Here is an 18,136-nt window from a genome sequence, read left to right on the forward strand (position 1 = left end):
CTCGTCGACAAGGCCCCGGGGCGGCGGGTGCCGCGCACGGTCGACGAGGCCGAGTTCGCCGTACGCGCCGTCCTCGGCCAGCAGGTCTCCACGGCCGCCGCCCGCACCCACGCCGCGCGCCTGGTCACCGCGCACGGCGAGCGCGTCCAGGACGCCGAGGGCGGCCTCACCCACCTCTTCCCCACCCCCGAGGCGCTGGCCGCGCTCGACCCGGAGTCACTGGCCCTGCCCCGCAGCCGCCGCACCACGCTGACCACGCTCGTACGCCACCTCGCCGACGGCAGCCTCCGGCTCGGCGCGGAGAGCGGCTGGGACGAGGCCCGCGCCCGGCTCACCGAGCTGCCCGGCTTCGGGCCCTGGACGGTCGAGGTCATCGCGATGCGGGCGCTCGGCGACCCCGACGCCTTCCTCCCCTCCGACCTCGGCGTCCGGCGCGCCGCGAAGGAGCTGGGCCTGCCGCACACCCCGGCCGCGCTCACCGCGCGCGCCGCCGCCTGGCGGCCCTGGCGGGCGTACGCGGTGCAGTATCTGTGGGCCACCGACGCCCACCCCATCAACGTCATCCCCGCGTCAGGGACACAGACCAGAGTCATCCCCGCGTCAGGGACCAGGACCAGAGCCACCCCGGCCTAAGGGACGCGTACGGAAAGCCAGGGACGGAAACGGAAAGCCATGGAACGCCTGCACACCCTCATCGACAGCCCCTACGGGCCGCTCACGCTCGTCGCCACCGACGGCGTCCTCAGCGGCCTCTACATGACCGACCAGCGCCACCGGCCCGCCGAGGAGACCTTCGGCGACCGCGATCCGGCGCCCTTCGGCGAGGCGATCAGCCAGCTGGCGGCCTATTTCGCGGGGGAGTTGAAGGACTTCGACCTGCCGCTGCGCCTCGACGGCACCCCCTTCCAGCGCACGGTCTGGGACGAACTCCGCCGGATCCCCTACGGCGAGACCCGTACGTACGGCGAACTCGCCGCGATCCTCGGCAAGCCCGGCGCCTCCCGCGCGGTCGGCCTCGCCAACGGCAAGAACCCGATCGGCGTCATCGTCCCCTGCCACCGCGTCGTCGGCGCCAACGGCAGCCTGACCGGGTACGGCGGCGGCCTCGCACGCAAGCAGCGGCTGCTGGCCTTCGAGGGCGGGGCCGCGGGCGGCGAGGACGCCCTCTTCTGAGACGCCCCGCCGCGCGGGGTCAGCCGACCTGTGCCCGTTCTCCAGCTCGGCTGGCCCGTGCCCGTCCTCCAGCTGGGCCGAACCCGTGTCCGTCCTCCAGCTCAGCCGACCCGGTGCCCGTTCTCCAGCTCGGCCGGTCCGTCGCCGCGCTCCAGCACGTCGAGCGCGGCGCCGACCCGCCGACCGAGCGCGCCCGGCAGCAGCTCGGCCAGTTCCTCGCGGGTCACCAGGCGCCAGGAGAGCAGCTCCTCCTCCTGCAGCGTGATCGACTTCAGCTGCTCCGCGTCCAGCACCCCGCCGTCGTACAGATAAGCGACCAGCGGCGGCCGCGGCCGCTCGGTCCCCGGCGGCACCCAGTCCACCGCGAGCAGCGGCCCGAGCGTGACATCGAGCCCGATCTCCTCGGCCGTCTCCCTGCGCGCCCCCTGGCGCGGTGTCTCGCCGTCGTCCGACTCGACGGTCCCGCCGGGCAGCGCCCAGCCCTCGCGGTAGTTCGGCTCGACGAGCAGGACGCGGCCCCGGTCGTCCCGGAAGAGGGCGGCGGCGCCGACGAGGACGCGCGGCAGGCCTGCTATGTAGGTGGCGAAGTCTTGGGTGGTCATCGGGGAAGGGTAATCGGGGAAGGGTAACGGCGGCGGACCCCGGCGCGGGCCCCGGCGGGCCGAGACTGATCGATCATTTCCATATCGTTCCGAGGTCGCCCATGGGCAGGGAGGCCCTTGGGCGGTTATGGTCGCAGCGGCGCGACTGCCTTGACTCGAGCAAGGCCGAAAGCAAGGGGAATGCAAGGTGGCGGACGCTGCAGGGACGGCGGGACGCGAGCAGCAGGCGCGGCGCGAGCAGGCGCGGCGGGCGCGGCACGTGCTCATCGCCGCGGACAAGTTCAAGGGTTCGCTCACGGCCGTGCAGGTCGCCGAGCGGGTGACGGCCGGGCTCCACCGCGCCGCCCCGGACGTGACGGTCGAGGCGCTGCCGGTCGCCGACGGTGGTGACGGCACGGTCGCCGCGGCCGTCGCGGGCGGCTTCGAGCGCCGGGAGGTCACCGTCACGGGACCGCTCGGCGACCAGGTGACGGCGGCGTACGCGCTGAAGGACGGCACGGCCGTGGTGGAGATGGCGGAGGCCTCGGGCCTCCAGCTGCTCCCCGAGGGCGTCTTCGCGCCGCTGACCTCCACGACGTATGGCTCCGGAGAGCTGATCCGCGCCGCGCTCGACGCGGGGGCCCGCACCATCGTCTTCGGCGTCGGCGGCAGCGCCACGACGGACGGGGGCGCGGGCATGCTCGCCGCGCTCGGCGCGCGCTTCCTGGACGCGGACGGCGAGCCCGTCGCGCCGGGCGGCGGCCCGCTCAAGGAGCTGGCCACGGCCGATCTGTCGGGTCTCGACCCGCGCCTGAAGGACGTCGAGACCGTGCTCGCCAGCGATGTCGACAACCCGCTGACGGGCCCGAAGGGCGCGCCCGCCGTGTACGGGCCGCAGAAGGGGGCCTCTCCGGAGGACGTCGAGGAGCTGGACGCGGCGCTCGCCCACTTCGCCGAGGTCCTGGAGAAGTCCATCGGCCCCAAGGCCGCCGAGTACGCGCAGTCGCCCGGCGCGGGCGCCGCGGGCGGGATCGGGTACGGCGCGCTCGTCGGGCTCGGGGCGACTTTCCGGCCCGGCATCGAGGTCATGCTCGACGTGCTGGGGTTCGCTCCCGCGCTGGAGCGGGCCACCCTTGTGATCACCGGCGAGGGTTCGCTCGACGAGCAGACGCTGCACGGTAAGGCGCCGGCGGGGGTGGCCTCGGCGGCGCGTGCGGCGGGGGTGGAGGTCGTCGCCGTTTGCGGGCGCCTCGCGTTGCCTCCTGAGGCTCTTGGCAGGGCCGGGATCCGGCGGGCGTATGCGCTGACCGACATTGAGCCGGATGTGGCTCGGTGTATTGCTGAGGCGGGGCCGATTCTGGAGTCGCTGGCGGAGAAGCTTGGGCGGGACTATCTGGCGTAGGGCCTTTGGGCGGGGGCGCGGTCCCGTTTGCCTGGCTGGGGCTTCTCGCGGGTGCGGGGCTGTTGTGGTTGCTCGCGCAGTTCCCCGCGCCCCTTACGGGGCGCCCCCTACCCCGGCGACAGCCTGTGCGCCTCTACCGCCAGGGCCACCTCCACCAGGTCCCTCGGTCGCGCCAAGGACCTCGACGTCAGTTGTTCCAGGCGGCGCAGGCGGTTGAAGACCGTGTTGCGGTGGCAGTACAGGCGGCCCGCCGCCCGGCCCGCCGAGCCCTCGCAGGCCAGCCACGCCTCCAGGGTCTCCAGGAGGACCGCGCGGTCCGCCGGTTCCAGCGTGAGGACTTCGCCGAGCACGTCCGTGACCAGGCGGCCCGCCAGCTCCGGCTGGCTCACCACCAGCGCGGTCGGCATCCGCTGGTCGAGGCGGACGATGCCGGTCGCGTCCGGCGGGCAGGTGCGCAGCGCCAGCTCCGCGAGGCGCCGGGCGTGGCCGAGATCCGCGAGGCCGCCCACCACGGGGCTGATGCCGCCGGGGCCTGGGCACCGGCCGTCGAGCAGCCGGGCCAGGCCGTCCAGCCCCTCGTCCGCGCTGAGCGCGACCACACCGACCTCGCAGTCCGTCCGCATCCGCCAGACGAAACGGAACCCCGGACGCTGGATCTGCCGGTGGAACGCCTCGCGCCCGTCCCGCCGCTCCACGCGCAGCACCACCACCGCGTACGGGCCGTGCTCGGGCAGGTCGAGACCGGCCGCCGCACGCGCCGCGAGGCCCGGCGCGCTCTGACCCTCAAGGAGCGCGTCGAGCAGCGCCTGCAACTGCTCGTCGGTGCGCCGCCGCAGCTCCAACTCCGTCGCCCGGTAGGCGTCGGACGCCACCGCGGCCTGCGCGTCGACCGCCGACCACACCATCGTCGCCGAGCGCATCAGGACCGCCAGCTTCTCGGGGTCCTTGCCCGCGACCCCCTCCAGGAGCGAGTCCCAGACCAGATAGCCCGCGTTGCGGTACGAGTGCACCACCAGGTCGAGCGGCAGGCCCTGCTGGGCCCGGCGCCTGCCCGCCTCCTCCGCGTACTCCAGGTCGCGGCGCGGTGAGGCCCGGGGCGCCGAGATCGCCTCGATGCCGATCCGCATCGCCTCCTCGGCCTCGTGCCAGTGCACGTCGTACGGCAGGACGTGGCCGAACACCGGTGAGTGCTCGGCGAGTTGCCGCAGATGCTCGTCGACAAGCTCGGGCAGCCGGGGCAGCAGGGCCGTGCACGCCTCCTTGAGGAGTCGCCAGTCGTGCCCGGTCCGCGGCCTGCGGCCATGCAAAGGCCCGGTCATGGATCCTCCCCGTCGCCGCGCTCCAGGACGTCGTTGGTGCGGAGGATGCCATGGGGTGACCCGCTCCCGCAGGCCCCTGACACGCGGTGTTGTGCGCATGCACAACGTCGGGGCGCCGCCGCTGGTCTCCGGCAGCGTTTCCTCCGCTGCCCGTGGACGGGCCGCTCCCGCGGTGCTGGGGTGAGCGCCACGCGACGGCGGCCGAGCCGCGCGGGACTGGGGGTCGGGTACGTGGGTGGTTCCAATGTGGAGGGCTTCGGCGCGGGTGGCCGCGAGGGCGACGGCGCGGGCGCGGCGGGTGCGGGCGGCCTCAAGGGCGACGGCTCGAGCGTGGCCGCCGCGCGCGGCGCCGGACTCGTCGTACGCGAGGTGTCCGTCGGCTATGGCCCCGTACGCGCCCTGCGCCGCGTCTCGCTCGATGTGCCGGACGGCACCGTCGTCGCCGTGCTCGGCGGCAACGGCGCGGGCAAGTCGACGCTGCTGCGCGCCATTTCACGCACGCTCTCCTTCCAGGGCGGGGCGCTGACCTCGGGAGGCATCCACTTCGACGGCACCCGCGTCGACGGCCTCGCGCCGGACCGCGTGGTGGCCGCCGGGATCTCCCAGGTCCCGGAGGGAAGGCGGGTGTTCGCCCGGATGACCGTGACCGACAACCTGCGCGCCGGGGCGCTCGGCTCCTCCGGGTCGCGCGCGGCAAAGGCGGACGCACTGCGCCGCGTCCACGAACTCTTCCCGGTCCTCGCCGAGCGCGGCACCCAGCGCGCCGGACTGCTCTCCGGCGGTGAACAGCAGATGCTCGCGGTGGGCAGGGCGCTCATGGCCTCACCGCGCCTGCTCCTGCTCGACGAACCCTCCCTCGGGCTCGCCCCGCTGATGGCCGCCCGGATCGCCGACACCATCGGGGAGATCAACGCCCAGGGCACCTCGGTCCTGCTCGTCGAACAGAACGCCGCGCTCGCGCTGCGGCTCGCCTCAAGGGCGTACGTCCTAGACGTCGGCGAGGTCGCCCTGTCCGGCCCCGCGGACGAGCTGGCCGCATCTGACGAGGTAAGGCGCCGCTACCTCGGGGTGGTCGACGAGGACGCCGCCGCCGACGCCACCCGGGGCATCGGCGCACTGCCGACGCTGCCGCGCTGGGAGGCAGGACGGTGACCGAGCAACCCGTACCTCCCCTGGAAGTCAGCGAGTTGACCGTCCGGTTCGCCGGGCTCACCGCGCTGGACGCCGTCAGCTTCACCGTCCGCCCCGGCACCGTGCACGCCCTCATCGGACCCAACGGCGCGGGCAAGTCCACCTGCTTCAACGTCCTGTCCGGCGTCTACCGCGCCACCAGCGGCAGCGTCCGCTTCGGAGAGCACGAACTCACCGGCATGCGCCCGCACCAGATCGCCGGACTCGGCGTCGCCCGGATCTTCCAGAACCTCGCCCTGCCGCCCCGCGCCACGGTCGCCGACAGCCTGCTGCTCGGCCGCCACCGCCTGACCCGCACCGGCTTCATGGCCGCGGGCCTGCGGCTGCCCTCGGCGGCCCGCGAGGAGCGCCTGCACCGCGAACGCGTCCGCGAGATCGCCGCGTTCGTCGGCCTGGAGCACCAACTCGACCTGCCCGCCGGCTCCCTGCCCTACGGACAGCAGAAACTCGCCGAACTGGCCCGGGCCCTGTGCATGGAGCCGCGCCTGCTGCTCCTCGACGAGCCCGTCGCCGGCATGACCGCCGACGAGCGGCGCCGCACGGCCGCGGTCATCGCGGGCGTCCGCGACAGCCTCGGCATCTCGATCGTCCTGGTGGAACACGACATGGGGGTGGTGATGCGGCTCGCGGACGCGGTGACCGTACTCGACTTCGGGCGCCGCATCGCCGACGGCGCACCCGGCGACGTACAGAACGACCCGGCGGTCATCCGCGCCTACCTGGGCGAGAGCGACGACCGCGACGACGGTGAGCGACCCGGCGAGGAGGACACCCGCTCATGACCACCTTCACCGAACTCCTCCTCAACGGCCTCTCCATGGGCTCGGTCTACGCCCTCATCGCCCTCGGCTTCGTCGTCATCTTCCGCGCCACCGAAGTGGTGAACTTCGCGCACGCCTCCCTGCTCCTCGCGGGCGGCTACATCACCGCCTCCCTCCACGACGACCTCGGCTTCTGGCCGGCGCTGCTCGTCGGCATCGCGGGCGCCGCGGTCGTCGGGGCGGCCGTCGAGTTCCTGGTCATGCGCCGCTACCGGGGCACCGACCACAGCGTCCTCGCCATCGTCACCATCGGCGTCGACATCCTGCTCACCACCGAGCTGACCCGTCGCCTCGGCACCGACGTGCTGCCGCTCGGCGACCCCTGGGGCGACGACGTGCTGACCGTCGGCCCGATCTCCCTCGCCCACACCCGCATCGCCGCGTTCGCCGCCGCGGCCCTGCTCATCACCGTCTTCCTGCTCGCCTTCCGCTACACCTCCTGGGGCGTGGCGATGCGCGCCGCCGCCGAGAGCCCCGAGACTGCCGCGCTGATGGGCGTACGCCTCGGGCGCGTCTCGCTCGGCGCGTGGGCGGTGGCGGGCGCCCTGGCCGCCGTGGCCGCGCTCTTCCTCACCGTCTTCCCGACGCCGGGCCTGGAGCGCGCCACCTCGCTGGCCGCCCTGAAGGCCTTCCCCGCCGCGATCCTCGGCGGCCTGGATTCCACCACCGGAGCCCTCGTCGGCGGCCTCGTGGTGGGCGTGACCGAATCCCTCGCCACCGGCTACCAGAGCGAGCTGACCTTCCTCGGCCGCGGCCTCGGCGACCTCGCCCCCTACCTCGTCATGACCGCGATCCTGCTCATCCGGCCCGCCGGGCTCTTCGGCACGAAGGAACTCGCCCGTGTCTGACATCCGCCGCACCTGCGCCTGGGCGGCCTCGGCCGTAGTGCTGCTCGCCCTGCCGTTCTACCTGGACCGCTTCTGGCTCCAGGCGGGCCTGTTCGCGATGGCCGCCGCGATCGGCGCGATCGGCATCAACCTCCTCACCGGCGCGACCGGCCAGCTCTCCATGGGCCACGCCTTCTTCCTCGCGATCGGCGCGTACGGCTACTGCGTACTCGCCGGGGACGGCGGCGACGGCCTGACCGGGCTAGGCCTGCCGACCTGGCTCGCCGCCGCCCTCGCCGTGGCGCTCGCGGGGCTCGCGGGCGGGCTCTTCAGCCCCATCGCGGGCCGCCTGCGCGGCGCCTACCTCGGCATCGCGACCCTCGCGCTGATCTTCATCGGGCAGCACGTGCTGTTCAACGCGCACGACCTGACGGGCGGCTCCAACGGGCGTGACGTACCGCCGCTGAACCTCTTCGGCCTCACCTTCGACGAGAGCGAGACCGTCGTCGCCGCAGTGCCGTTCGGCTCCGCCGAGAAGCTCTGGTACGCCGGTCTGGTGCTGCTCCTGGCCTGCGGCCTCTTCGCCCGTGGCGTGCTGCGCGGACGGCCGGGGCGCGCCATGAACGCCATCCGCGACCACCGCGTCGCCGCCGGTGTCATCGGCGTGCCGGTGGCCCGCTACCGCGCCGGGGTCTTCGTCCTCTCGTCGATGTACGCGGGCTTCGCCGGGGTGCTGCTCGCCCTGGTCTTCCAGCGGACCGTGCCCGACTACTTCGGCATGACGCTCTCCCTGGAGTACCTCGCGATGATCGTCATCGGCGGCCTCGGCTCGGTCTCCGGAGCGGTCGCGGGCGCGGCCCTCGTCTCCCTGCTGCCACAGCTGCTGACCCGGTACAGCGACGCGCTGCCCCTCGTCTCGGCGCCGGGCACCGGCGGGATCTCGCCGGGCGAGGCGTCCCGGTATCTGTACGGCGCTGCCGTCGTGGCGGTGGTGCTCTTCCTGCCCGGCGGCCTGGTGCGGCTCACCGCCCGCCGCCGGGCCACCCAGGCCACTCCAGCCACTCCAGGCACACCAGGCACCTCAGGGGAGACAGCATGAACGCACTGACCCGGGCCACGGCGGCCACCACCGCGCTCGCCGCCCTCCTCGCGCTCTCGGCGTGCAGCTCGAAGGCGAAGGACGGCGACGACGACGGCAGGACGGCGGGCGGGGTGAAGACCGGCGAGGGCATCTCGGGCAAGACGATCAACCTCGGCGTGCTCACCGACATGACCGGCGTCTACGCCACCCTCGGCAAGAGCGTCACCCAGGCCCAGCAGCTCTACGTCGACAAGACCAACAAGGACGGCGGCATCTGCGGCCACAAGCTGAAGCTCACCGTCCGCGACCACGGCTACGACCCGCAGAAGGCCGTCGCCGCCTACACCGAGCTGGAGCCGAAGGTCCTCGGCTTCGCACAGTTCATCGGCTCGCCGTTCGTCGCCGCCGTCAAGCAGCGCATCGACGCCGACAAGGCCCTCGTCCTGCCGCAGGCCTGGTCGGCGAATCTCCTGGGCAGCCCGTATGTGCGGGTCATCGGATCCACGTACGACCTGGAGACGATCAACGCGATCGACTTCCTGATGAAGGAGAAGGGCCTGAAGAAGGGCGACAAGCTCGGCCATGTCTACTTCGAGGGTGACTACGGCGAGAGCGCCCTGAAGGGCTCCCAGCACATGGCCGGGAAGGCGGGCCTCACCGTCGTCGAGCAGAAGATCAAGCCGACGGACAACGACATGACCGCGCAGGTCTCCGCCCTGAAGAAGGCGGGCGTCAAGGCCGTCGTGATCAGCGCGGGCCCGCGCCAGGCGGCCTCCCTGGTCGGCGTCGCCGCGGCCGGCCGCTTCGACGTCCCCGTCATCGGCAACAACTCGGCGTTCGCCCCGCAGCTCCTCGCCACCCAGTCGGGCCCCGCCCTGCAGAAGAACTACTACGTCGCCTCGCCCACGCTGCCCATCGGCGCGGACACCGCGGCGGCGAAGAAGCTCGTCGCCGACTACAGGAAGGCCCACCCGAAGGACTCCCTCGACAACGGCGTCGTGGCGGGCTGGACGGCCGCCTCCGTCTTCGGCGAGGCCCTGAAGAAGGCCTGCGAGGACAAGGACCTCACGCGCGACGGCGTCGACAAGGCGCTGCTGACCCTCGACGACTTCGACTCGGGCTTCGGCGTCACCCAGAACTTCACCGACCCCAAGGCCCCCTCGTCGAAGGAGAGCGTGATCCTCCAGCCGGACAAGAAGACGACGGGAGGCATGAAGGTGATCCGGCAGCCGGGCACGGCCGAGGCGGCAGAAAGCCTGAGCCCGTCCGGCGATTGAGGACGAGCCCGAAGGGCGATAAACGGCACGCAAAGGGGGCCTGAACCATCCGGTTCAGGCCCCCTGGGCTACGTACAAGCGCCGCTACGGCAACTGCGCCGCACGGGCCTCGCGCCGGTTGTCACGGAAGTTGTTCACCCTCCGAGCGGTGGCGAAGAGGGGAATCACCGCCCCGAGGACGAGCTGGAGCGCGCAGCCGGTCTGCAGGAGCAGCTGCCCGCCCGGCGCCTCGAACGCCCAGGCCGCGAGCAGCCCCATGGCCGCGACGATCCAGGCGAGCATGGCCACCGCGAGGGGGCCCCGCGGCTTGGGGTACTCGACGCGGCTGACCATGAGCCAGGCCGTGCCGATGATCGCGAGGAGGGTCGCCACGAAGGGCAGCTCCAGGAGCACGATCGAGACGACCGTCAGCGCCCCGAAGGGCGAGGGCATGCCCTGGAAGGTGCCGTCCTTCACGGTCACGCAGGAGAACCGCGCAAGCCGCAGCACCACCGCCAGGAGCACCACGATCGCGCCCACCGCCGCCACGCGCTGGTGCGCGTCGTCCGCGACCATGCCGTAGACGAGTACGAAGTACGCGGGGGCCAGACCGAAGCTGATCAGGTCCGAGAGGTTGTCCAGCTCGGCGCCCATCGGCGAGGAGCGCAGCTTGCGTGCCACGAGCCCGTCGAAGAGGTCGAAGACGGCCGCGCAGAGCATCAGGATCACGGCGGTCGCGGCGGAGTGCCGCGCCATGCCGCTCTCGTTGCTGCCCTGGAGGTGCGGGATGAGGATGCCCGTGGTGGTGAAGTACACCGCCATGAACCCGCACGTGGCGTTACCGAGCGTGAGCGTGTCCGCTATCGAGAGGCGCAGTGACAGCGGCATCTCGTCGGCGTCGTGGGACGCGTCGTCCTCGGCCTCGGACGCCCAGCCGGCCTGTGTCTCAGGATCAACCACGGTCAATGCGAGTCACCCCAGCCACGGTCTTCTGACCGACCTCGACGTCCACCTCGACACCCTCGGGGAGGTAGATGTCGACGCGCGAGCCGAAACGGATCAGGCCGATCCGCTCACCCTGCTCCACCTTCGTGCCCTGCGGCACGTACGGCACGATGCGCCGTGCGACCGCGCCCGCGATCTGGATCATCTCGATGTCGCCGAGCTCGGTGTCGAAGTGCCAGACAACGCGTTCGTTGTTCTCGCTCTCCTTGTTGAACGCCGGGACGAACCCGCCGGGGATGTGTTCCACGGACGTCACCGTGCCCGCGAGGGGCGCGCGGTTGACGTGGACGTTCAGCGGGCTCATGAAGATGGCGACGCGGGTACGCCCGTCCTTCCACGGCATGATGCTCTGCACCACGCCGTCGGCGGGGGAGATGACCCGGCCCTGAGCGATCTCGCGCTCGGGGTCGCGGAAGAACCACAGCATTCCCGCCGCCAGCGCGGTGGCGGGAACGGCGACGGCGGCGGCACCCTTCGAACGGCGCGCGCGGGCGAGGCTGAGTGCCGCGGTGGCGACGGTCGGCAGGAGCCACGGCGATGCTCCGCGAGCAAGGCGTCCCTGGAGAATGCCGTCGCGTGGTGCAGAGGTTTGGCTGTGGGGCATGGATGACCTTCGTAGCGGATGATGCCGCGCGGTGATACGGGGGACGGCGGCTTTCTCCGGATGGTATCGGTTGCGAGCCACAACTGGGCAAGCGAGGAAGCCGAGTCGACGGCCGAAGAGTGTTGACAGGGTGTGATCTTCTTCGCGAAGAAAACGCCCCAAACCGGGCATCTAGCCCTGGAATCGATACTCTTCGAGCAGTCGACGACCAATGATCATTTTCTGGATCTCGGCGGTACCTTCACCGATCAGCAGCATCGGCGCCTCCCTGTAGAGGCGCTCGATCTCGTACTCCTTCGAGAAGCCGTAACCGCCGTGAATCCTGAACGCGTCCTCGACGACTTCCTTGCAGTACTCGGAGGCGAGGTACTTCGCCATCCCTGCTTCGAGGTCGTTTCGCTCCCCGGAGTCCTTTTTGCGTGCTGCGTTGACCATCATCGCATGAGCGGCCTCGACCTTGGTAGCCATCTCGGCCAGCTTGAACTGAATCGCCTGGTGCTGGGCGATCGGCTTGCCGAAAGTGTGGCGTTGCTGGGCATATGAGACGCCCAGCTCGAACGCACGCTGAGCGACACCGCAGCCACGTGCCGCGACATTCACCCGGCCGACCTCGACACCGTCCATCATTTGGTAAAACCCTCGGCCGGTGACCCCGCCGAGCACGCGATTGGCCGGAATTCGCAGGTCGTCCATGATCAGCTCGGTCGTGTCGACGCCCTTGTAGCCCATCTTGTCGATCTTGCCCGGGATGGTCAGACCGGGGCGGACCTCGCCGAAGCCCGGCTCCTTCTCCACGAGGAACGTCGTCATCGACTTGTGCGGGGCGGTGCCCTCGGGGTGTCCTTCGTCACTACGGCACAGAACGGCCACCAGAGTGGACGTTCCGCCGTTGGTGAGCCACATCTTCTGGCCGTTCAGGACGTACTCGTCGCCGTCCTTCACGCCCTTGGACGTGATCGCCGACACATCGGAGCCGAGGGCCGGCTCCGACATGGAGAACGCCCCGCGCACCTCGCCGGCCGCCATCCGCGGCAGGAAGGTCTCCCGCTGCTCCTGCGTGCCGTGCTGCTTGAGCATGTAGGCGACGATGAAGTGGGTGTTGATGATGCCGGACACCGACATCCAGCCACGCGCTATCTCCTCGACGCAGAGCGCGTACGTGAGCAGCGACTCGCCCAGGCCGCCGTACTCCTCCGGGATCATCAGGCCGAAGAGGCCCAACTCCTTGAGGCCGTCGACGATTTTCTGCGGGTACTCGTCACGGTGCTCGAGCTCGGTCGCGACAGGGATGATCTCCTTGTCGACGAAGTCCCGGACCGTGGACAGGATCTCCTGCTGGACGTCGGTGAGACCTGCGGTCTGCGCGAGTCGGCTCATGGCTACTTCTCCGTGCTCTTGGCGCTCTTGGAAGGGGTGTTCAGCTCCGGGCGGCCGGGCTGCTCGCCGCCGCGCTCCTTGATGTAGGTCTCGGTGGGCACCATCACCTTGCGGCGGAACACACAGACCAGGGTGCCGTCCTGCTTGTACCCCTTGGTCTCCACGTAGACGATCCCGCGGTCGCTCTTGGACTTCGAGGGCGTCTTGTCCAGGACGGTCGTCTCGCCGTAGATCGTGTCGCCGTGGAAGGTCGGCGCCACGTGCTTGAGCGACTCGACCTCCAGGTTGGCGATGGCCTTTCCGGAGACGTCCGGCACGGACATGCCGAGGAGCAGCGAGTAGATGTAGTTGCCCACGACGACGTTCTTGCCGAAGTCGGTCGTCTTCTCCGCATAGTTGCTGTCCATGTGGAGGGGGTGGTGGTTCATGGTGAGCAGGCAGAAGAGGTGGTCGTCGTACTCGGTGACCGTCTTCCCGGGCCAGTGCTTGTACACGGCGCCGACTTCGAACTCTTCGTAGGTGCGGCCGAACTGCATGGTGTCTTACGCCTCCGGGGCCTCGAACTTGGACGTGCGGGTCATCCCGGCCGCACGGCCCTTCCCGGAGATGACCAGCGCCATCTTCCGGCTCGCCTCGTCGATCATCTCGTCGCCGAGCATCGCCGAGCCCTTCTTGCCGCCCGCCTCGGACGTGTAGTACTCGTACGCGTCCAGGATCAGCTCGGCGTGGTCGAAGTCCTCCTGCGAGGGCGAGAAGACCTCGTTGGCGGCCTCCACCTGGCCGGGGTGCAGGACCCACTTGCCGTCGAAGCCGAGGGCGGCGGCGCGGTTCGCGACCTCGCGGTAGCCGTCGACGTTCTTGATCTGGAGGTAGGGGCCGTCGATCGCCTGGAGGTTGTTGGCGCGGGCGGCCATCAGGATCTTCATCAGGATGAAGTGGTAGGCGTCCGCGGGGTAGCCGGGCGGCTGCTCGCCGACGACCAGGGACTTCATGTTGATCGATGCCATGAAGTCTGCCGGGCCGAAGATGATCGTCTCGACGCGGGGCGAGGCCTCGGCGATCGCGTTGACGTTGTTGAGGCCGCGGGCGTTCTCGATCTGCGCCTCGATGCCGATCTTGCCGACCTCGAAGCCCATCGTCTTCTCGATCTGCGTGAGCAGGAGGTCGAGGGCGACGACCTGATCGGCCGTCTGCACCTTCGGCAGCATGATGCAGTCGAGGTTCTGGCCCGCGCCCTCGACGACCGTGACGACATCGCGGTACGTCCACTCGGTCGTCCAGTCGTTGACGCGCACCACGCGCGTCTTGCCCGTCCAGTCGCCGTCGTTCAGGAACTTGACGATGGTGTGCCGTGCCTCCGGCTTGGCGAGCGGCGCGCAGGCGTCCTCCAGGTCGAGGAAGACCTGGTCGGCGGGGAGGCCCTGGGCCTTCTCCAGGAAGCGCGGGTTCGAGCCCGGTACGGCCAGACAGGAGCGCCGGGGGCGGAGACGGTTCACGGTCATGCGGGGACCTCCAGAGGGTCGAGCTTGTTCGCTTTCCGGATCTCGTCGACGATACGGCCGATGATCTCCGTGATGCCGAAGTCCTTGGGGGTGAAGACGGCGGCGACACCCGCCGCCAGCAGGTCATCGGCGTCGCTGTTGGGGATGATGCCTCCCGCGATGACGGGAATGTCGCGGGCGCCCGCCTCGCGCAGGCGCACCAGGACGTCCGGCACGAGTTCGGCGTGCGACCCGGAGAGGATCGAGAGGCCCACCGCGTGCACGTCCTCGGCGAGCGCCGCGTCGACGATCTGCTCGGGCGTGAGCCTGATCCCCTGGTAGACCACCTCGAAGCCGGCGTCACGCGCGCGCACCGCGATCTGCTCGGCCCCGTTGGAGTGCCCGTCCAGACCCGGCTTGCCGACCAGGAAGCGGAGCTTGCCGGTCCCAAGGTCGGCGGCCGTCTTGTCGACCTTCTCGCGGACCAGGGCGAGCGGCGTGCCCTCCTCCGCGGTGACGGCCACCGGAGCGCTGGAGACGCCCGTGGGCGCCCGGAACTCCCCGAAGACCTCCCGCAGGGCGCCGGCCCACTCGCCGGTCGTCACACCGGCGCGTGCGCACTCCAGGGTGGCCTCCATGAGGTTGCCCGTGCCCGCGGCGACTTCCTTGAGCCGCTCCAGGGCCTTGCACGGGCGGGGGTGGTTGAACGGCGGCTGGTAGCGGTTGTCGCGCCAGTCCTTCAGGGCGTTCACCACGCGCGCCTCGACCGCCGGGTCGACCGTCATGATCGCCCCGTCCAGGTCCGCGGTGAGCGGGCTCGGCTCGGTGGACTCGTAGGAGTTCACACCGACGATCTTCTCCTGGCCGGACTCGATGCGCGCCCGGCGCTCGGCGTGCGAGGAGACGAGCTGCGACTTGAGGTAGCCCGACTCGACGGCGGCCATCGCGCCGCCCATCCGCTCGATGCGGTCCATCTCCGCGAGGGACTCCTCGACGAGGGAGACGACCTTGGCCTCGACGACGTGCGAGCCCTCGAAGATGTCCTCGTACTCCAGAAGGTCGCTCTCGTGTGCGAGGACCTGCTGGATGCGCAGGGACCACTGCTGGTCCCAGGGCCTCGGCAGACCCAGCGCCTCGTTCCAGGCCGGCAGCTGCACGGCACGCGCGCGTGCGTCCTTGGAGAGGGTGACGGCCAGCATCTCGAGCACGATCCGCTGGACGTTGTTCTCGGGCTGCGCCTCCGTGAGACCCAGCGAGTTGACCTGTACGCCGTAGCGGAAGCGGCGCTGTTTCGGGTTCTCGATGCCGTATCGCTCGCGCGTGACCTGATCCCAGATCCGCCCGAACGCCCGCATCTTGCACATCTCCTCGATGAAGCGGACGCCCGCGTTCACAAAGAAGGAGATGCGGGCCACGACGTCCCCGAACTTCTCCTCGGGGACCTGCCCGGAGTCGCGTACGGCATCGAGAACCGCGATGGCGGTGGACATCGCGTACGCGATCTCCTGGACCGGTGTGGCCCCCGCCTCCTGGAGGTGGTAGCTGCAGATGTTGATGGGGTTCCACTTGGGGATGTGGGCCACCGTGTACGTGATCATGTCGGTGGTCAGCCGCAGCGACGGGACCGGCGGGAAGACGTGCGTCCCGCGCGAGAGGTACTCCTTGACGATGTCGTTCTGCGTCGTCCCCTGGAGCTGGGTGATGTCCGCACCCTGCTCCTCCGCGACCACCTGATAGAGCGCCAGGAGCCACATGGCGGTGGCGTTGATCGTCATCGAGGTGTTCATCTGCTCCAGGGGGATGTCCTGGAACAGGCGCCGCATGTCGCCGAGGTGGGAGACCGGCACGCCGACCCGGCCGACCTCGCCGCGGGCGAGGATGTGGTCGGGGTCGTAGCCGGTCTGGGTGGGCAGGTCGAAGGCGACCGAGAGGCCCGTCTGACCCTTGGCGAGGTTGCGCCGGTACAGCTCGTTGGACGCCTCCGCCGTGGAATGACCGGCGTACGTCCGCATGAGCCACGGCCGGTCCTTCTGGCGCTCTGTCATGTCCCGCTGCTCCTTAGGGCGTTCAGACGTTCCGGAAGCGGTTGATGGCGTCGATGTGCTGGGCCCGCTTCTCCGGGTCGCGGACGCCGAGGCCCTCCTGGGGGGCGAGCGCGAGGACGCCGACCTTGCCCTGGTGGAGGTTGCGGTGGACGTCGTAGGCGGCCTGGCCGGTGTCCTCCAGGGAGTACACCTTCGAGAGCGTCGGGTGGATCTTGCCCTTGGCGATCAGGCGGTTGGCCTCCCACGCCTCGCGGTAGTTGGCGAAGTGGGAGCCGATGATGCGCTTGAGGGACATCCACAGGTAGCGGTTGTCGTACTCGTGCATGTAGCCGGAGGTCGAGGCGCAGGTCGTGATGGTGCCGCCCTTGCGGGTGACGTACACCGAGGCGCCGAAGGTCTCGCGGCCCGGGTGCTCGAAGACGATGTCGATGTCCTCGCCGCCGGTCAGCTCGCGGATGCGCTTGCCGAAGCGCTTCCACTCCTTGGGGTCCTGGGTGTGCTCGTCCTTCCAGAACTTGTAGCCCTCGGCGTTGCGGTCGATGATCGCGTCGGCGCCCATGGCGCGGCAGATCTCCGCCTTCTGGGGGCTGCTCACCACGCAGATGGGGTTGGCGCCGCCCGCCAGCGCGAACTGCGTGGCGTAACTGCCGAGTCCGCCGCTCGCGCCCCAGATCAGGACGTTGTCGCCCTGCTTCATGCCGGCGCCGTTGCGGGAGACCAGCTGGCGGTAGGCGGTGGAGTTCACCAGGCCGGGCGAGGCGGCCTCCTCCCAGCTCAGGTGGTCCGGCTTCGGCATCAGCTGGTTGGACTTGACGAGCGCGATCTCGGCGAGGCCGCCGAAGTTGGTCTCGAAACCCCAGATGCGCTGCTCGGGGTCGAGCATCGTGTCGTTGTGGCCGTCCGAGGACTCCAGCTCGACGCTCAGACAGTGCGCGACGACCTCGTCACCGGGCTTCCAGGAGTTCACGCCGGGGCCGGTGCGCAGCACCACGCCCGCCAGGTCCGAGCCGATGATGTGGTACGGCAGGTCGTGGCGCTTGCTCAGCTCGCTGAGGCGGCCGTAGCGCTCCAGGAAGCTGAAGGTGGAGACCGGCTCGAAGATCGAGGTCCACACGGAGTTGTAGTTCACCGAGGAGGCCATGACGGCCACCAGGGCCTCGCCGGGGCCGAGTTCGGGGACCGGCACGTCGTCCAGGTGGATCGACTTGCGCGGGTCCTTGTCGCGGGTCTCGAGGCCCGCGAACATCTCCGTCTCGTCCTTGTGCACGGTGATCGCGCGGTACGAGTCGGGCAGGGGGAGAGCGGCGAAGTCGGCGGACTTGGCGTCCGGGGACTGAATCGCGTCCAGGATTTCCTTCACGGTGTTGCCTCCGGCGAAGAAGCGCCTTGCGGGGGCGCTGCTTGAGGGTTGCGGCGGGGTGCTTGTGGTGCGGTGGAGGTGTGCCGTCGGTTCGGCGAAGGGTGGTGCTCGGCGACGCCTTGGTGGGGCGCGGGAGGTGCCTGTGACGCAGGCGTCCGGGCGCACAAGCCGGGGCTTGAGGGGACAGCCGGCGTACGGAGGATCTCTGTACGCCGGCCGCCCGGACAACATCAACGTATGGCACCGCGTGCCAGTCGGCAAGACACTGGGTGCCAGTAATTTTTGACCGATGATCGATCAGTGCAGGTCAGAGGGGGTGGCGGCATGACTGAGGGGCCGCTACCGATCAGTAGCGACCCCTCAAAAGCCAAGGACGAAATGGGTGAAACGGGTTAAGAAGCCCGCTCCCTGAGCGCCTTCTCGATGGTCCGCATGACTTCGTCGAGCGGCGCGTCCGTACGTGCCACCGTGACAAGCACCTCACCCTGCGCGGACACCGCCGCCGGGGCCGTCGCCGCGGGCAGCGTGTCGCGCCCCGCGCCGATGCCCGACCCGAACGTGCGCCGCACGATCGCGAAGGCGTGGTCCAGATGCCGCTCCACGTCCCCCTGCC

Annotated in this window: 17 protein-coding genes and 1 pseudogene; 8 read left to right on the plus strand and 10 right to left on the minus strand. The window is 70.5% G+C overall.

Going from position 1 to position 18,136, the window contains the following annotated elements; all coding sequences use genetic code 11:
- Both GKQ77_RS11865 and GKQ77_RS11870 read left to right on the plus strand, forming a co-directional pair.
- On the plus strand, nucleotides 1-633 hold a 633-nt coding region (locus tag GKQ77_RS11865; protein WP_372459862.1), incomplete at its 5' end, for a DNA-3-methyladenine glycosylase family protein.
- 39 nt (nucleotides 634-672) lie between these two features.
- Nucleotides 673-1,173, plus strand: a complete 501-nt coding sequence (locus GKQ77_RS11870) for a methylated-DNA--[protein]-cysteine S-methyltransferase (RefSeq protein ID WP_219688678.1) — start codon at nucleotides 673-675, stop codon at nucleotides 1,171-1,173.
- Between the two features lie 101 nt (nucleotides 1,174-1,274).
- Here GKQ77_RS11870 and GKQ77_RS11875 read toward each other — a convergent pair whose 3' ends face one another.
- Complete coding sequence (locus tag GKQ77_RS11875; protein WP_219688679.1) at nucleotides 1,275-1,775, minus strand: NUDIX domain-containing protein; 501 nt, start codon at nucleotides 1,773-1,775, stop codon at nucleotides 1,275-1,277.
- Between the two features lie 259 nt (nucleotides 1,776-2,034).
- Between GKQ77_RS11875 and GKQ77_RS11880 the strand changes: the two genes are divergently transcribed.
- Nucleotides 2,035-3,156 (plus strand): glycerate kinase, encoded by a 1,122-nt coding sequence (locus GKQ77_RS11880; RefSeq protein WP_219688688.1) that lies wholly within the window; start codon nucleotides 2,035-2,037, stop codon nucleotides 3,154-3,156.
- 107 nt (nucleotides 3,157-3,263) lie between these two features.
- Here GKQ77_RS11880 and GKQ77_RS11885 read toward each other — a convergent pair whose 3' ends face one another.
- On the minus strand, nucleotides 3,264-4,463 hold the full coding sequence (locus GKQ77_RS11885; RefSeq protein ID WP_219688689.1) for a PucR family transcriptional regulator: 1,200 nt from the start codon (nucleotides 4,461-4,463) through the stop codon (nucleotides 3,264-3,266).
- A gap of 342 nt (nucleotides 4,464-4,805) precedes the next feature.
- On the opposite strand from GKQ77_RS11885, the gene GKQ77_RS11890 reads away from it, so the two are divergent.
- Genes GKQ77_RS11890 through GKQ77_RS11910 form a run of 5 tightly spaced genes read left to right on the plus strand, consistent with a single transcriptional unit; the run spans nucleotide 4,806 to nucleotide 9,672 of the window.
- On the plus strand, nucleotides 4,806-5,627 hold the full coding sequence (locus GKQ77_RS11890) for an ABC transporter ATP-binding protein (protein ID WP_219688690.1): 822 nt from the start codon (nucleotides 4,806-4,808) through the stop codon (nucleotides 5,625-5,627).
- Nucleotides 5,624-6,448, plus strand: coding sequence for an ABC transporter ATP-binding protein (locus GKQ77_RS11895; protein ID WP_308117629.1), 825 nt, complete (start codon nucleotides 5,624-5,626; stop codon nucleotides 6,446-6,448). Before GKQ77_RS11890 ends, GKQ77_RS11895 begins: the two co-directional genes overlap by 4 nt.
- Nucleotides 6,445-7,335, plus strand: coding sequence for a branched-chain amino acid ABC transporter permease (locus GKQ77_RS11900; RefSeq protein ID WP_219688680.1), 891 nt, complete (start codon nucleotides 6,445-6,447; stop codon nucleotides 7,333-7,335). The genes GKQ77_RS11895 and GKQ77_RS11900 overlap by 4 nt, the downstream gene beginning before the upstream one ends.
- Nucleotides 7,328-8,413 (plus strand): branched-chain amino acid ABC transporter permease, encoded by a 1,086-nt coding sequence (locus GKQ77_RS11905; RefSeq protein WP_219688681.1) that lies wholly within the window; start codon nucleotides 7,328-7,330, stop codon nucleotides 8,411-8,413. The genes GKQ77_RS11900 and GKQ77_RS11905 overlap by 8 nt, the downstream gene beginning before the upstream one ends.
- Nucleotides 8,410-9,672, plus strand: a complete 1,263-nt coding sequence (locus GKQ77_RS11910; RefSeq protein ID WP_219688682.1) for an ABC transporter substrate-binding protein — start codon at nucleotides 8,410-8,412, stop codon at nucleotides 9,670-9,672. The genes GKQ77_RS11905 and GKQ77_RS11910 overlap by 4 nt, the downstream gene beginning before the upstream one ends.
- An 84-nt stretch (nucleotides 9,673-9,756) precedes the next feature.
- On the opposite strand, the gene pssA is transcribed toward GKQ77_RS11910, so the two are convergent.
- From pssA to GKQ77_RS11950, 8 genes and pseudogenes are all read right to left on the minus strand, one after another.
- Nucleotides 9,757-10,617, minus strand: a complete 861-nt coding sequence (gene pssA / locus GKQ77_RS11915; protein ID WP_219688683.1) for a CDP-diacylglycerol--serine O-phosphatidyltransferase — start codon at nucleotides 10,615-10,617, stop codon at nucleotides 9,757-9,759.
- Nucleotides 10,604-11,260 (minus strand): phosphatidylserine decarboxylase, encoded by a 657-nt coding sequence (locus tag GKQ77_RS11920; RefSeq protein WP_078593758.1) that lies wholly within the window; start codon nucleotides 11,258-11,260, stop codon nucleotides 10,604-10,606. Before GKQ77_RS11920 ends, pssA begins: the two co-directional genes overlap by 14 nt.
- 171 nt (nucleotides 11,261-11,431) lie before the next feature.
- Nucleotides 11,432-12,637, minus strand: a complete 1,206-nt coding sequence (locus tag GKQ77_RS11925; RefSeq protein ID WP_125516131.1) for an acyl-CoA dehydrogenase family protein — start codon at nucleotides 12,635-12,637, stop codon at nucleotides 11,432-11,434.
- A gap of 2 nt (nucleotides 12,638-12,639) precedes the next feature.
- Nucleotides 12,640-13,173: a MaoC family dehydratase gene (locus GKQ77_RS11930; RefSeq protein ID WP_219688684.1), complete on the minus strand. Its 534-nt coding sequence runs from the start codon at nucleotides 13,171-13,173 to the stop codon at nucleotides 12,640-12,642.
- A gap of 6 nt (nucleotides 13,174-13,179) precedes the next feature.
- Nucleotides 13,180-14,139, minus strand: coding sequence for an HpcH/HpaI aldolase/citrate lyase family protein (locus GKQ77_RS11935; protein ID WP_219688685.1), 960 nt, complete (start codon nucleotides 14,137-14,139; stop codon nucleotides 13,180-13,182).
- Nucleotides 14,136-16,163 (minus strand): ethylmalonyl-CoA mutase, encoded by a 2,028-nt coding sequence (locus GKQ77_RS11940; RefSeq protein WP_219688686.1) that lies wholly within the window; start codon nucleotides 16,161-16,163, stop codon nucleotides 14,136-14,138. The genes GKQ77_RS11935 and GKQ77_RS11940 overlap by 4 nt, the downstream gene beginning before the upstream one ends.
- 22 nt (nucleotides 16,164-16,185) lie before the next feature.
- The gene (gene ccrA, locus GKQ77_RS11945; protein WP_219688687.1) at nucleotides 16,186-17,523 is read right to left on the minus strand and encodes a crotonyl-CoA carboxylase/reductase; all 1,338 of its coding nucleotides are present in this window, start codon (nucleotides 17,521-17,523) and stop codon (nucleotides 16,186-16,188) included.
- Between the two features lie 392 nt (nucleotides 17,524-17,915).
- Nucleotides 17,916-18,136, minus strand: a pseudogene (locus tag GKQ77_RS11950) (TetR family transcriptional regulator); the annotation flags it as partial.

This window comes from Streptomyces anatolicus, assembly GCF_019400875.1.
GTDB lineage: Bacteria > Actinomycetota > Actinomycetes > Streptomycetales > Streptomycetaceae > Streptomyces > Streptomyces anatolicus.